At 67.4% G+C, this 13,676-nt stretch carries 14 protein-coding genes; 4 read left to right on the top strand and 10 right to left on the bottom strand.

Annotation, left to right across the window (positions count from 1 at the left end; translation table 11 throughout):
* Positions 1–13: 13 nt before the first annotated feature.
* The 8 genes from ACQPW1_RS32305 to mftR all read right to left on the bottom strand — a co-directional run bounded on the left by ACQPW1_RS32305 (position 14) and on the right by mftR (position 6,719).
* Positions 14–352 (bottom strand): STAS domain-containing protein, encoded by a 339-nt coding sequence (locus ACQPW1_RS32305; RefSeq protein ID WP_433665388.1) that lies wholly within the window; start codon positions 350–352, stop codon positions 14–16.
* Between the two features lie 252 nt (positions 353–604).
* Positions 605–1,234: a flavin reductase family protein gene (locus ACQPW1_RS32300; RefSeq protein WP_433655573.1), complete on the bottom strand. Its 630-nt coding sequence runs from the start codon at positions 1,232–1,234 to the stop codon at positions 605–607.
* 63 nt (positions 1,235–1,297) lie between these two features.
* Positions 1,298–3,643, bottom strand: a complete 2,346-nt coding sequence (locus ACQPW1_RS32295) for a SpoIIE family protein phosphatase (protein WP_433655571.1) — start codon at positions 3,641–3,643, stop codon at positions 1,298–1,300.
* A 13-nt stretch (positions 3,644–3,656) separates the two neighbouring features.
* Positions 3,657–4,292 carry a SpoIIE family protein phosphatase gene (locus ACQPW1_RS32290; protein ID WP_433655569.1) on the bottom strand — a complete coding sequence of 212 codons (636 nt, stop codon included), beginning with the start codon at positions 4,290–4,292 and terminating at the stop codon, positions 3,657–3,659.
* On the bottom strand, positions 4,285–4,698 hold the full coding sequence (locus ACQPW1_RS32285; RefSeq protein WP_433655567.1) for an ATP-binding protein: 414 nt from the start codon (positions 4,696–4,698) through the stop codon (positions 4,285–4,287). The genes ACQPW1_RS32290 and ACQPW1_RS32285 overlap by 8 nt, the downstream gene beginning before the upstream one ends.
* A complete protein-coding gene (locus ACQPW1_RS32280) occupies positions 4,688–5,077 on the bottom strand; it encodes an STAS domain-containing protein (RefSeq protein ID WP_433655564.1) in 390 nt (129 codons plus the stop codon). Before ACQPW1_RS32280 ends, ACQPW1_RS32285 begins: the two co-directional genes overlap by 11 nt.
* 15 nt (positions 5,078–5,092) lie before the next feature.
* Positions 5,093–5,998, bottom strand: coding sequence for an STAS domain-containing protein (locus ACQPW1_RS32275; protein ID WP_433655562.1), 906 nt, complete (start codon positions 5,996–5,998; stop codon positions 5,093–5,095).
* Positions 5,999–6,125: 127 nt separating this feature from the next.
* The gene (mftR, locus tag ACQPW1_RS32270) at positions 6,126–6,719 is read right to left on the bottom strand and encodes a mycofactocin system transcriptional regulator (protein WP_433655560.1); all 594 of its coding nucleotides are present in this window, start codon (positions 6,717–6,719) and stop codon (positions 6,126–6,128) included.
* Positions 6,720–6,796: 77 nt separating this feature from the next.
* Between mftR and mftE the strand changes: the two genes are divergently transcribed.
* Both mftE and mftD read left to right on the top strand, forming a co-directional pair.
* Positions 6,797–7,555 carry a mycofactocin biosynthesis peptidyl-dipeptidase MftE gene (gene mftE, locus ACQPW1_RS32265; RefSeq protein WP_433655558.1) on the top strand — a complete coding sequence of 253 codons (759 nt, stop codon included), beginning with the start codon at positions 6,797–6,799 and terminating at the stop codon, positions 7,553–7,555.
* A complete protein-coding gene (gene mftD / locus ACQPW1_RS32260) occupies positions 7,552–8,781 on the top strand; it encodes a pre-mycofactocin synthase MftD (RefSeq protein WP_433655556.1) in 1,230 nt (409 codons plus the stop codon). Before mftE ends, mftD begins: the two co-directional genes overlap by 4 nt.
* Positions 8,782–8,785: 4 nt before the next feature.
* Here mftD and ACQPW1_RS32255 read toward each other — a convergent pair whose 3' ends face one another.
* A complete protein-coding gene (locus ACQPW1_RS32255; protein WP_433655554.1) occupies positions 8,786–9,256 on the bottom strand; it encodes a MarR family winged helix-turn-helix transcriptional regulator in 471 nt (156 codons plus the stop codon).
* Positions 9,257–9,552: 296 nt separating this feature from the next.
* Here ACQPW1_RS32255 and ACQPW1_RS32250 point away from each other — a divergent pair, with 296 nt between their 5' ends.
* Positions 9,553–11,229, top strand: a complete 1,677-nt coding sequence (locus tag ACQPW1_RS32250) for a fumarate hydratase (protein ID WP_433655552.1) — start codon at positions 9,553–9,555, stop codon at positions 11,227–11,229.
* A gap of 24 nt (positions 11,230–11,253) precedes the next feature.
* On the opposite strand, the gene ACQPW1_RS32245 is transcribed toward ACQPW1_RS32250, so the two are convergent.
* Positions 11,254–12,345, bottom strand: a complete 1,092-nt coding sequence (locus ACQPW1_RS32245; protein WP_433655550.1) for an alkane 1-monooxygenase — start codon at positions 12,343–12,345, stop codon at positions 11,254–11,256.
* Between the two features lie 291 nt (positions 12,346–12,636).
* Between ACQPW1_RS32245 and ACQPW1_RS32240 the strand changes: the two genes are divergently transcribed.
* Positions 12,637–13,515, top strand: coding sequence for a class I SAM-dependent methyltransferase (locus tag ACQPW1_RS32240; RefSeq protein ID WP_433655548.1), 879 nt, complete (start codon positions 12,637–12,639; stop codon positions 13,513–13,515).
* The last annotated feature ends 161 nt before the right edge of the window (positions 13,516–13,676 follow it).

The following is a 13,676-nucleotide window of genomic DNA, read 5'->3' as shown; positions in this document are numbered from 1 at the left end:
CCGAGATGTCGGGTCAGCGGTCGCGGAAGCCCGCGAGTGCCGCCTCCAGGGTGGAATGCACGGCGAAGACCTGATCGAGGTTGGTCATCCGCAGCTGCCGACTGGTGGCGGGGCCGTCGGCGACCACGGCGATCGCGGTCGAGTCGCCCGCACGCTGGTGGGTTGCGACGAGCACCGCCATGCCCGCCGAGGCGAGGAAGCTGACCGCGGTCAGATCGATGATCAGCGCCGCGGGCTTGCCGTTGAGGATCGCCTCGATCGAGCTCTCGAGTGCGGGGGCTGTTGCCAGGTCGACCTCGCCGGCCACGGTGAGGACCGTCACACCGTCCCGTGAAGCGACGGTGGTGGTCATCGTGTCCGCAAGGGGATACGCGTCTCCGGAAGTGTTGGTCACAACTCCACCTCGCTGGCGCTCGGCTCCGTTGCGCCCAACGGGGTGCTGTGTCCTCGGTTCACTCGCTGTCGCTCGTTCACAACACCACAACACACAAATAGCGGCGAATTCGCAACCTCGGCGCGTTCATAAGGACAAACCCTACCGTAGGACGCCGAACGAAGTTGCCGTTGTGGCGCTTCAGAATAGGAGCGTTACCGGCGGTTCTGCTCAACGGCTGGTCGCCGGGCTCGGTATCTGCCACGCGGTGGCCAGCCGGGACGGGTGCAGCTGCGTGCCCTCGCCGAAGAACTCGCAGAACTTCATGATCAACGGATCCCAGCCGATCGGATCGATATGGTCGGTGCCGGGGATGATCAGGTCCTCGGCGACGTGCGCGCGCAGTACGCGGACGGTGTGCGCGATGGCACCGGTGTCGATGCCGAACGGCGCGGCGGCGAGCAGTTCGCATTTGAGCTGAATCGGGCACTCGGCCACCCGCGGCGCCGCGACGAGGTCGCCGGTCAGCGGGCTGAGCCCGGCTGCCCCGAACTTGTCCGGTTCGTACCGGTACCCCTTCGCGATGCGATGTGGCGTCCGCTCCGGCGAACCGGTCAGCAGCGCAAGCCGATCCACCGCCGCCACCAGGTTCGAGGACGGCAGATTCAGCACGCACTCCCGCTCGCGCGCCATGTTCTGCGCGGTCTGCGACGCCGTATTCATCCCCAGCATGCATTGATCACCCAGCCACCACGCCGACGACATCGGCGCCACATTCGGCGTCCCGTCCGGATTCCGGGTGCCGATCAACACCACCGGCGTGCCGAAATAGAGAACCTTGAGATCAACAACTCGATGCATGCAGCCCACGATGCCGTGCCCGCACGGCTCACTGCTGGCGGTAAATCGACTCGGCGTTCGCTGTTACCCCGTGATGCGACGGTTGGTGCCGCGCAACGGATTTGCCACCGGGAAGGCGATCGCGGGGAGGGTTACCGACATGCGGACGCGGGTGCCGGGGCCGGTGTGGTCGATGTCGAGTTCCTCGGTGAGGGCGCGCATCATGTCGATGCCGCGGCCGCGATATCCGGGGTCGGCCGAGCGTGGCTTCCAGCTGCCCGAGTCTGCGACGGTGATCACCACCGTCTCGGTGTTGCAGGTGGCGGTCAGCTCGACCCGGTTGGTGTCGGCGGCCGGGTCGCGCAGCGATCTGGCAACCCGGCCCATCGAGCGGTCCGTGCTCTCCGGACGGCCGCTCGGCACCGCGCCGTTGCGGTAGGCGTGCTCGATGCTGTTGCTGCACGCCTCGTTCGCGGCGGCCACCAGATCGGAGGCCAGATCGTGCGGCACCGCGGCGGCGGCCAGCCAGGCCTTGAGCGTATGGCGCAGGGCCGCAAGCTCATCCGCGTGCGCGGGCACCTCCAGCCGCAGCGGCGCGGGCGGCTGGCGATACACCACCATGGCGACGTCGTCGTCGTAACCCGCGGCGGGCCGCAGCCGGGACAGCACCGCGTCGGCCACTTCCCTCGGCAGCTTGGCCGACGTGTCGGCGAGCACGTCGGCGATCTTGGCGAAGCTGTCGTCGATGTCGACGCCGCGCTGTTCGACGAGCCCATCGGTGAACAGCACGAGCGTCGAGCCCGGCGTCAACGCGGTGGTCGCCTCCGGACGGCGCGGCGGATCGAAGGTGGCCAGCGGGAACGATCGCCCGCCCTCCAGCAGTCGGCCGGTCGCGTCGACGTCGGCCAGGATCGGCGGCATGTGGCCCGCGCTGCTGTAGCGGACCAGCCCGCGCACGGGATCGAGGACGGCGGCGCAGACGGTCGTGCACATCGCGCCGGGGATCCGGCCCGCGACGGTGTCCAGCTCGGCGAGCAGCTGCGCCGGACCTGCCCCGCGCAACAGCAATGCCCTTGCGGCCGTTCGCAATTGGCCCATCACGACGGCGGCGGAGAGGCCACGGCCGACGCAGTCGCCGACCACCACGCCAATGGTGCCGTCGCGCAACGGGACAACGTCGTACCAGTCGCCGCCGATCTCCAGCGGCGGCAGCGCGGGCTCGTAGTGCACCGAGAACCGCGGCGGCAGTTCGATCGGACCGAGCATGGCCCGCTGTAGCGTCAGCGAGGTCGAGCGCGCCTGATCGAAGTTGCGCGCCCGCTGCACCGCGAGGCTCAGGTGTCCGATCAGCAGCGAGAACAACGTCCAGTCGGCGGCGCTGACCGCGCGCGGCGCGGCGAAGCGCAACCACAGTGCGGCGTCACCGGTTTCGCCGAGCGGGGCGACGATGCCCTCGGAGCTGTCGGTGCCCTCCGGAATCGCGATCAGGCTGCGGCCGGGTCTGCGTCTGGCCCGATCCAGCATGGCCCGTGCCCGCGCGTCCAACTCGGCGCTGTCCGGGCCGTTCGCGCTGCCTTCGGCGCCGGAGACGTACACCTCCGGCTCGACGTGTCTGCTCGGCCACACCGACACCACCGCGGTCTGCGCGCCGACGGTGCGGCGCAGTTCGTCGAGGCCGACCGCGAGCACCTCGACCACGCTGGTTGCCGCGCCGACCGCGGTGGCCAGCCGGGAGGCGGCCTGATCGCGGGCCTGCGCGTCGTGCTCGGCGGTGACGTCGCGGATGGTGCCGACGAAGATGCGTTCGCTGTTCTCCGGCTTGATCAGCGAGCTGGTGCTCACCGCGAGCCACACGTCGCGGCCGTCGCGGTGTCGGATCGGAATGACGAAACGCACTGCCTCCGTGCCGAGGTCGGGATACCGCGGCCCCTCCGGCATCGACCACGGATGCGGCAGCGGATAGGGCACATCGGCGGCGCCGTATCCGGTCAGCGCGCCGAACGCGGAGTTGACCTCGACGATGGCGCCGTGCGAGTCGGCGACGAAGAAGCCGTCCTGTAGCGATTCGACCAGCGCGGTGCGGAAGGCATCCCGGCCCGCGAGATCGTCTGCGCGCGTGCGCTGTTGCTCGTAACGACCGACGCCGTCCAGGTAGCCGCGCGTCGCGATGTCGAGCGCGGCAAGGGTTTGCAGCAGGAACTCCAGCGCGGACTCGGCCAGCCGGGAGTCCGGATCGCCGATGCCCGCGTCGTGCTCGGCGGCCTGCACCACCCGGAAGTGGTTTTCGTTGAGATCGAGCAGGCTGATGCCCTCGACCAGGGCCCGCCGGCCGAGCTCGTACCCTTCGGCGAGGGTGCCCTGGGTCGGTGAATCCAGGTGTCGTCGTAGTGATTTCGCGTACTCGTCGAGGAAATCGGCCAGTGCTGTCATAGGGCGCGGCCCCTCATGATGTCGGGTCTTGCGACGAGCCGCGGTGGCGGGCGACGAGCACCAGCGCATCGTCGGTGTCCTTGGCGTGCTTGGCCAGGATGTCGGCGGTGATGTCCGCGGTGGACTTCGACAGGTCGATCGCATCGGCGGATTCGCTGACGATGCCGTCGGTGGACATCAGCAGCAGATCGCCGGGGCGCACGTGAATGGTCTGCGTCTGCAGATTCGGCGGTAGTCGATACCCGACGATCCCGGCGGTGAGCAGGATGGTCGCGCGGCTGGTGAGCCCGGCGGGAGTCACGGTGAGCACCCGGGATTCGACATTGCCGACGCCGAGCCAGCGCACCGTGTCGCTCGGATCGAACAAGGCGAGCGATACCGCGGCGCCTCGGGTGTCGGCCATGGCGCGATGACAGAGCACCATCAGCACGTCCAGCGGTTCGGCGCGGTTCTCCGAGAGCACCTGCGCGGCCCGGTCGGCGGCGTCGGCCGCGGGGGCGCCGTGCCCGAGTCCGTCCAGTACGGCGAAAAGCACGGTGCCGCCGCCGGTGTCGAGGATGAGGCCGCGATCACCGGAGACGCGTTGACCGGGCAGGGCACGACCCGCCACCGCCCACTCGATTCGGCCGATGAACCCGTCGTCATGCACTGTTGGGTACCCACTTCCACATCTCCACCAACGTGCCCTTACCCGCTGCCGAATCGATGATGAGCCGGTCCATCAGCCTGCGGGCGCCGGGGAGACCGAGTCCTAGTCCGCGACCGGTCGAATAACCGTCCTCGAGCGCGCGGGGGATGTCGATGATGCCGGGTCCTTGATCCTCGGCCTGAACGACCAGTGCCTGACGACCCTCCCGATCGTCGACCATCAGGCGGATCTCGCCGCTGCCTGCGTAACTGGTCATATTGCGGGCGATTTCGGAGATCGCCGTGGAGATCATGGTCCGGTCTGTCAGTGTGAATCCGAGCTTCGCTGCTAGTTCGCGGCCAGCCTGACGTGCGATCACAATGTCGCCCGACACTTTGACCGCGATCACCAGGTTCTCAGCGGCCACTGTCACGACCGTCTCGCTGGCGTGGGGTCGCGGTCTTCCGGTTCAGCCAGGCCAGGCCCTCCTCCAGATCGAGGGCGGTGTGCATGCCCTCGAACGTGAGTCCGAGTTGCACCATGGCGAAGGCGACTTCCGGTTGCAGCCCGACGATCACCGTTTCGGCGCCGCGCAACTGCGTCATGTGCGCGATGGTACGCAACGATCTCGCGGCAAAGGAATCCATGATGTCGATCGCGGTGACGTCGACGATGATGCCGTGTGCTCGGTATTTGCTGACCTGTTTCATCAGGTCGTCCTGCAGCCGTTCGGTATCGGCATCGGTCAGCGCGGATTGAACCGATGCGATGAGATAGGTGCCTTGTTTGAGAATCGGTACCGGCATGTGCCCGCCCTGGTCTCAGCGACCGTCGCGTTCGGCGACCCGTTCGGCGACTCTGGAAACCTCATAGCCCAGCAGGCGTTCCGCTTCCTCGATGCCGCCTTGCAGGTCGCCGACGGCGTTCATCTTGGACAGGTCGAGGCCGATGGTCACCAGGGTCAGCGCGATCTCCGAGGACAGGCCGGTGATGATCACGTTCGCGCCCATCAGGCCGGACGCGTCGACGGTCTGCACCAGGTGGTTGGCCACGGTGGAGTCGATCTGCGGCACACCGGTGATGTCGATGACGACGACCTTGGCGCGATTGGCGCGGATCGCGCGCAGCAGCTGCTCGGTGAGCTGTCGGGCCCGCTGGCTGTCCAGCACGCCGATGATCGGCAGGATGAGCAACTGCTCGCGCACCTGAAGAACCGGCGTGGACAGCTCGCGGATCGCCTCCTGCTGCTGGCGGATAACGCGCTCGCGCTCCTGGACGAAGGAGACGCCCACGGTGTTGGCGATGCGGTTGGCGGCCGGTTCGTAGGCGTCGAGCACCGCGTTCAGTAACTGGAAGTCGGCCTGGTACTTCTCGAACAGCGAGCGGGCCAACACGTCCCGCAGCAAAAGCACGATGCCGAGGATCTCGTCGGTCTCGACGCCTCTCGGGATGATGCGCTCGGACAGATCACGTGCGTAGGCCTGTAGCGCCTCGACGCTACCGGTCTCCAGCACCTCGACGTAGTTGTCATAGACAGACGTTGCCTCGGAAAAGATTTCCTCCGGGGTCATCGCGGTCAGCAGCTGTGCGTCGGTGATGCGCCGGGCCCACACTTCGCGCAGCGCGGTGCGGTTCTGGCGCAGATGCTCCACCAATTGTGGCAACAGCTTGTCGACCGGTCCCGTGTTCAGCGAATCCGCCGAAAGGCTCATGGACACCTCGGACATGGAAACTCCTGCCCCTTTCGACGGTTTCAGTCGTGATCATCGTGCGTATCGGCCGTGTGGCCGACACCGAGCCTAGTCATACCCCAAGGGAGTTGCCGACGAAACCTGCCGGTTGTTCTCCCGTGGTTCACGGCGGGGCGGCGAAACCGCGTTCTAGACCTAGCAGCGCCGCCTCCAGATAGACGGTGAGATCCGCGTCGGCACGGGCCAGCCAGGCGTCGAAGGCGGCGCGGGCCGCGGCCAGGGTGGTGCGCCCGACAGCCAGCGGGATCAGGGCGTGCTCCGGTTCGCCGAGCCTGCGCGCGGCGAAGTCGCTGACCGCGCGTTCCCAGGCGTCGTAGTGTGCGCCCGCGGTGGCGGCCAGCGCCGGAATGGTGGCGACCAGTTGCATGCGGGTGCGTAGCTCGGGCACGTCCTCGGCCCGATACCGATTGGCGTTCACGACAACTCGACGCACCGCGGTCATCATCGGAACATCGTCGGGCACGTCAGCGAAGGCGGTACGCAGAGCGCTGACTTCGTCATCGAACTGGTACCAGAGCACCTCCGCCTTGGTGGGAAAGTAGCGGAAGAAGGTGCGGCCGCTGATGCCCGCCGCGGCGGCGATCTGCTCGACGGTGGTGTCCTCGAAGCCCTGCTCGGTGAACAGCCGCATGGCGATCAGTTCGAGTTCGCGTTTGCTGGTCCCGCGCGGGCGGCCGCGGGTGGTCCGTGCTGTCACGTATTGATTATGTCAGTGACTGACGATAATCTCCGGATATGTTCGAACCGGGGACGGCAGCCGGCGGAGCCGGCGGGGTGGGTGAACTCAGTGTCGCAGGCCACAGTCGAGCCGCGGCTGAGCCGGTCGGCGCGGCGGCCGATCTCACCTGGCCCGAGGCCGGGGAGCGGGCCGAGGCGGACGCGATTCTCGCCGTCGCGGTCGGCGCGACCGAACAGCACGGCCCGCATCTGCCGCTGTCCACCGACACCGACATCGCCGCGGCACTGTGTGCGCGCCTCGCCGCGCTGCGACCGGATGTGCTTGTCGCACCGGCGATCCCGTACGGGGCCAGCGGCGAGCACGCGGGGTTCCCCGGCACGCTGTCCATCGGACAGGCCGCGCTGGAACTGCTGATCGTCGAGCTGTGCCGTTCGGCGACGGACACTTTCGACCGCATCCTGCTGGTCAACTGGCACGGCGGCAACCTCGAACCGCTGCGGCGCGCGGAGACGTTGTTGCGCAGCGAGTCCCGCGACGTGCGCGTGTATCTGCCGCGCTACCAAGGCGATCTGCATGCCGGTCGCTCGGAAACCGCCGTGCAACTGGCACTCACACCGAACCGGGTGCGTCTGGATCGCGCTGAAGCGGGCGACGTCCGGCCGCTCGCGCAACTCATGCCGCTGCTGCGCGGCGCCGGAGTGCGCTCGGTCAGCGCCAACGGCGTGCTCGGCGACCCGACCGGCGCCAGCGCCGACGAGGGCACCGCGCTACTCGACCACCTGACCACCGACTTGCTCGACCGAACCCGGCTCTGGTGGCCGGCAGCTTCCCCGGAAAGGACCCTCCGACCATGAACCCGTGGTTCGAAACCGTTGCCGAAGCGCAGCGACGTGCGAAGAAGAGACTGCCGAAATCGGTGTACGGCGCGCTGATCGCCGGATCCGAGCGCGGCCAGACCATCGAGGACAACCAGCAGGCGTTCACCGAACTCGGCTTCGCCCCGCACGTCGCCGGGTCCATCGGCGACCGCGATCAGTCGACCACCGTGCTCGGCCAACAGCTTTCGATGCCGGTGCTGATCTCGCCGACCGGCGTGCAGGCGGTGCATCCCGACGGTGAAGTGGCCGTGGCCCGTGCGGCGGCGGCGCGCGGCATCGCGATGGGGCTCAGCTCCTTTGCCAGCAAGCCGATCGAAGAGGTGATCGCGGCCAACCCGGCGACCTTCTTCCAGATGTACTGGTGCGGTAGCAAAGACGAGATCCTGGAGCGGGTGGGCCGGGCGAAGGCAGCCGGTGCGGTCGGGCTGATCTTGACCCTGGACTGGTCGTTCTCGCACGGCCGGGACTGGGGGAGTCCGGAGATCCCGCAGCAGATCGACCTGCGCACCATGCTGAAGTTCGCGCCGCAGACCCTGGCCAGGCCGCGCTGGCTGGCGATGTACGCGAAGTCCGGGCGCATTCCGGATCTCACCGCGCCCAACATGGCGGTCGGCGGCGGCCCCGCGCCCGGGTTCTTCGGCGCCTACGGCGAATGGATGGGCACGCCGCCGCCGGATTGGGCGGACGTGCAATGGATTTGCGAGCAGTGGGACGGTCCGGTGATGCTGAAGGGCGTCATCCGGGTCGACGACGCGCTGCGTGCGGTCGACGCGGGCGTCGCGGCCATCTCGGTGTCCAACCACGGCGGCAACAACCTGGACGGGACGCCTGCGGCCATTCGCGCGCTGCCCGCGGTGGCCGAGGCGGTGGGTTCGCAGATCGAAGTCGTGCTGGACGGCGGCATCCGGCGCGGTAGCGACGTGGTGAAGGCGGTGGCGCTCGGCGCTCGTGCGGTGATGATCGGGCGCGGATATCTGTGGGGCTTGGCCGCGAATGGCCAAGCGGGCGTGGAGAACGTCCTCGACATCCTGCGCGGCGGGATCGATTCGGCGCTGCTCGGTTTGCGCAAAACGAGTGTCGCCGAGCTCGATCGGAGCGACCTCGTGGTGCCCGCGGGGTTCGAGCGCGCACTGGGATTGCCCACCGCCCCCCTCGAATCAGCCGATGGGGCAACCGAATTGGCGGCCAGCACGTCCGCCTGAGCGGTCAGTTCTCGCTCGCCGGTTGTCGATGATGCGCGAGCAGCGTGTCGTAGATATCGGCGAGCGCGGCCAGCTGCTGCCGGTCCAGCACGTCGATCATGTGCTTGCGCACACTCACCACGTGCGCGGGCGCCGCGCCGGTCAGCACCTCGGCGCCACGCGGGGTGAGCCGGGCCGCGGTACGGCGCGCGTCGTCCGGAATCGGCTCGCGGACAACGAGTCCGCGCTTCTCCATCCGGGTGATCTGATGCGAGAGCCTGCTCTGCGACCACTCGAGTTGGGCGGCCAGCTCGGCGAAGGTGCAGCGCTGGTCCGGAACTTTGCTCAGGAACGCGAGCACCGAGTATTCGACATAGGTGAGGTTCGACTCGCGCGTCGAGTCTCGCCCGACCGCCGCGGCGATGAGGTCGCGGGTGCGCACAAAGCCCACCCAGGCGCGCATTTCGACGTCATCGAGCCAATGGGGATCGGTCACGATAGCGCTCCAAACTCTGGCGTTCATACATTGTCGCGCGTCGTTGTGTGTCGCGCGACGGTTGTTGCGGCGTCGGGACGCTTGGACGTCCTAACGCTTTTGTGTGGAACGACAGGTAGCACTCTCGGGGTTGAACGTGCAACCTTTTGTGTCAACTGCTAGGGATAAGCCTTGCCTAACCATCGTGTGACGTAGCGGGGTGGATACGCTCGCTGTGCCTGTGACCAGGCCCGCTGAGCGACAACGCAGACCCGCGCTCAGCTTTTGGCCCCGACCTGCCCAAAGGAGTGCGTCCCGTGACCGCGCCGGACTTCCGCTATTCAGACCTGCTGCCGATCGGCGCCGACGACACCTCGTACCGGCTGCTCACCACCGAGGGCGTGCACACCTTCGAGGTCAACGGCCGCACCTTCCTGCAGGTGGAGCCCGAGGCCTTGCGCCTGCTCACCGCCGAGGCGATGCACGACATCAGCCACTACCTGCGGCCGACGCACCTGGCGCAGCTGCGCAAGATCATCGACGACCCGGAGTCCAGCGGCAACGACCGCTTCGTCGCGCTGGACCTGCTCAAGAACGTGAACATCTCCGCGGGCGGCATCCTGCCGATGTGCCAGGACACCGGCACCGCGATCGTCATGGGCAAGAAGTCCGAGGGCGTGCTGACCGGCGTGGACGATGCCGAGTGGATCAGCCGGGGCGTCTTCGACGCCTACACCAAGCTGAACCTGCGCTACTCCCAGCTCGCCCCGGTCACCATGTGGGACGAGAAGAACACCGGGTCCAACCTGCCCGCGCAGATCGAGTTGTATTCCACGCCAGGCGATCCCGCGCATCCGGCGTACAAGTTCCTGTTCATGGCCAAGGGTGGCGGGTCGGCGAACAAGTCCTTCCTGTACCAGGAGACCAAGGCCGTGCTGAACCCCACGCGCATGCTGGAGTTCCTGGACGAGAAGATCCGCTCGCTCGGCACCGCGGCCTGCCCGCCGTACCACCTCGCGGTCGTGATCGGCGGCACCAGTGCCGAATTCGCGTTGAAGACAGCCAAATACGCCTCGGCGCACTACCTGGACAACCTGCCCACCGAGGGATCGCTTGCCGCGCACGGGTTCCGGGACCTGGAGCTGGAGGAGGAGGTCTTCAAGCTGACCCAATCCTTCGGCATCGGAGCGCAATTCGGCGGCAAGTACTTCTGCCATGACGTGCGCGTTGTCCGGCTGCCCAGGCATGGTGCCAGCTGCCCGGTGGCCATCGCGGTGTCCTGCTCGGCCGACCGGCAGGCGCTGGCCAAGATCACGCCCGAGGGTGTGTTCCTGGAGCAGCTCGAGCGCGAGCCCGCGCACTACCTGCCGGAGCAGACCGAGTCGATCCTCGGCGGCGACGTGGTGCAGATCGATCTGAACCGGCCGATGTCGGAGATCCGCGCCGAGTTGTCGAAATACCCGGTGAAGACCCGGCTTTCGCTGACCGGTCCGCTGGTGGTGGCCCGCGACATCGCGCACGCGAAGATCAAGGAACGCCTCGACGCGGGCGAACCGATGCCCGAATACCTGCGCGACATGGCCGTTTACTACGCGGGCCCGGCCAAGACCCCCGAGGGCTACGCGTCCGGCTCGTTCGGACCGACCACCGCGGGCCGGATGGACTCCTACGTCGACCAGTTCCAGGCCGCGGGCGGCTCCTTCGTCATGCTGGCCAAGGGCAACCGCTCCGCGCAGGTGACCAAGGCATGCCACGAGCACGGCGGCTTCTACCTCGGTTCCATCGGCGGACCCGCCGCCCGCCTCGCACTGGACTGCATCAAGTCGGTCGAGGTGCTCGAATACCCCGAGCTCGGCATGGAAGCGGTCTGGAAGATCGAGGTCGAGGACTTTCCGGCGTTCATCGTCGTCGACGACAAGGGCAACGACTTCTTCGCCGAAACCCAGAAGCCCATCGCCCTGCGGGTTCGCACCCGCTCGGCGGAACGAGTCTGAGCGAGGCGGTCTCTCGCCGAGAGATCAGCTGGTTGCGCGCCGGTACGCCAGGGTGGCGCGCAACCGCCCCTGCTTGGGCGGTTGGACGTTGGCGAGGGTGATGTCGCCGCCGTAGTGGGCGAGCACCCGGTGGTCCATCACCATGCGCCACAGCGGCGGGAGCGCGGCGAGTACGACCATCGTCGCGTATCCGGCGGGCAGCTGCGGTGCCTGCGCCGAGCTGCGCAAAGTCTGGTACCGGCGTCCAGGATTGGCGTGGTGATCGCTGTGCCGTTGCAGATGGAACAGGAAGATGTTGGTGACCAGCCGGTCGCTGTTCCAGCTGTCCCGCGGCGAGCACCTGGCGTAGCGCCCATTGCTGCGGAGCGCCCGCAGCAGGCCGTAGTGCTCGACGTAGTTCACCGTCTCGAGCAGCGCGATGCCGATCACGGCTTGCAGCGCGAGCCAGGGCAGGATGTGCCAGCCGAACAGCGCGACCAGCGTGCCGAACAGGACCAGGCTCATCGCCCACGCCTGCAGGATGTGATTGTCCACATCCCACCAGCCCCGCTCCTTGCGCGCGAGCCGCTCGCGCTCGAGCCGGATCGCCGAGCGGAACCCGCCACTCACACTGCGCGGCAGGAACTCCCAGAGCGACTCGCCGAGCCGGGCGCTGGCTGGATCCTCCGGGGTGGCGACCCGCACGTGATGTCCGCGGTTGTGTTCGACGAAGAAGTGCCCGTAACCCGATTGAGCCAGCGCGATTTTGGCCAGCCAGCGCTCCAGGTGCTCGACCCGGTGCCCGAGCTCGTGCGCGGCATTGATGCCGATGCCGCTGACGAAGCCGAGCGTCGCGGCCAGGCCGAGCTTGTCGACGCCGCTGAGCTCGTCACCCGCCCACAGATAACTGGCGATGCCGAGCCCGAACAGCTGGATCGGCAGGAAAAGATAGGTGCACCAACGGTAGTAGCGGTCCCCGGAGAGCAGCTCGTAGTCCTCGTCGCGCGGATTCGCGCCGTCCTCGCCGACCACCCAGTCCAGCACTGGTATCACGATCAACACGATGATCGGGCCGATCCACCAGAAGACGGGCGCGCCGGTGTGCAGCACGAGCTGCGAGGGGAGCAGTGCACACATTGGAGCGATCAGGCCGAGCACCCACAGCGGGCGTTTTCGATCCTGACCTCGGGGTTGTCGACGGTTGATCTTCCTGCTTCTTTCCGTGAGATTCCGGCGACGGGCAACCGTAATCTGTTGTGACCGCTGAATTATCCACGGTGCGTTTGTTGCGTGTGATAGCAGAGTCGCCGAGACCATGGATCTTGTTACCGATGTGGAGCGAAAGTGTTCCGAATCGTGACAGGCGGCTCATCTCGGCGATGGGCAACGAGTGAACTGGTAGTGGGCGGGCCGTGCCAAACTGGCGGCATGGCTGGAGGGCAAGCACCGATCTCGAACGTGTCGGACACCGCTCGATGGGTGGCCGCCTACCGGGCGCGCGAGTCCGCTCGCCCCGACGCGCTGTTCCGAGATCCGCTGGCCGACCGGCTCGCCGGAGTACAGGGATACAGCATCGTCGACCTGGCGCCGCGGGTCATGCGCAACGGCTGGCCGGTGGTCACCCGCACCAAGATCATCGACGACCTCATCGCGAAGTCCATCGCCGAGGGCTGCGATCGGGTGCTGAATCTGGCGACCGGGTTGGACACCCGCCCGTACCGTCTCGTGCTGCCCGCCGACTTCGTGTGGGTCGAGGCGGATCTGCCGGAGATCCTCGCGGAGAAGGAGAGCATGCTGGCGGGGGAGACCCCGCACGGTGTATTGATCCGCCGCCCAGTCGATCTCGCCGATCCGTCGGCGCGCGACAAGTTCCTCGACGAGGCGCTCGGCGCGATCGGACCGGTCAGCACACCCGCCGCCAAGGCGCTGGTGCTCACCGAGGGACTGCAGTTCTACCTTGATACGGTGACCGTCACCGACCTGGCCCGGGCCTTGGTCAGGCCCGAAATCGCTTGGTGGATGGCAGATATCACCTTCCGGATGGACCGGATGCGCACCCGCGGGATGTTCGAGAACGCGCCGATGAAGTTCGACCCGCCCAACGGGCTCGCCTTCTTCGAGGAGCTCGGCTGGCAGCCGGTGCAGACCGAGAACCTCCTGGTGCAGGCGCGCAAGCTCCGTCGTGCACCGTTGTACCTGCGCCTGGCCTCCTACTTACCGCAGCCCGATCCGCGCCAGCCGATGCGCAACCCGTGGTCGGCCGTCATCCGTTTCGAGCACGAACCGGGCACCTTCGAACCCCGATAAGCTGGTGGTTTCGCTAACAAAGGGGTTGCTGGGCGGCATCTGCTCGAATTCGCCCGCCGATCGGCGGTCTGATCTCGGATAAGCCGAGTTTCTGCGCCAGATAATTTCCGGGCTTTGTCGGCATCGTCGGCAAAATAGCGCAGCCGGTTTCGATCAGCCGC

This window comes from Nocardia sp. CA-128927 (assembly GCF_050955855.1).
Classification (GTDB): Bacteria; Actinomycetota; Actinomycetes; order Mycobacteriales; family Mycobacteriaceae; genus Nocardia.
Note: the sequence above shows the minus strand (reverse complement) of the source record. Positions and strands in the feature narration are given on the sequence as shown.

Coding starts and splice junctions, on each gene's coding strand:
- ACQPW1_RS32305 (WP_433665388.1), bottom strand. CDS start 352: ATGACCACCACCGTCGCTTCACGGGACGGTGTGACGGTCCTCACCGTG.
- ACQPW1_RS32300 (WP_433655573.1), bottom strand. CDS start 1,234: ATGCATCGAGTTGTTGATCTCAAGGTTCTCTATTTCGGCACGCCGGTG.
- ACQPW1_RS32295 (WP_433655571.1), bottom strand. CDS start 3,643: ATGACAGCACTGGCCGATTTCCTCGACGAGTACGCGAAATCACTACGA.
- ACQPW1_RS32280 (WP_433655564.1), bottom strand. CDS start 5,077: ATGCCGGTACCGATTCTCAAACAAGGCACCTATCTCATCGCATCGGTT.
- ACQPW1_RS32275 (WP_433655562.1), bottom strand. CDS start 5,998: ATGTCCGAGGTGTCCATGAGCCTTTCGGCGGATTCGCTGAACACGGGA.
- mftD (WP_433655556.1), top strand. CDS start 7,552: ATGAACCCGTGGTTCGAAACCGTTGCCGAAGCGCAGCGACGTGCGAAG.
- ACQPW1_RS32245 (WP_433655550.1), bottom strand. CDS start 12,345: ATGTGTGCACTGCTCCCCTCGCAGCTCGTGCTGCACACCGGCGCGCCC.
- ACQPW1_RS32240 (WP_433655548.1), top strand. CDS start 12,637: ATGGCTGGAGGGCAAGCACCGATCTCGAACGTGTCGGACACCGCTCGA.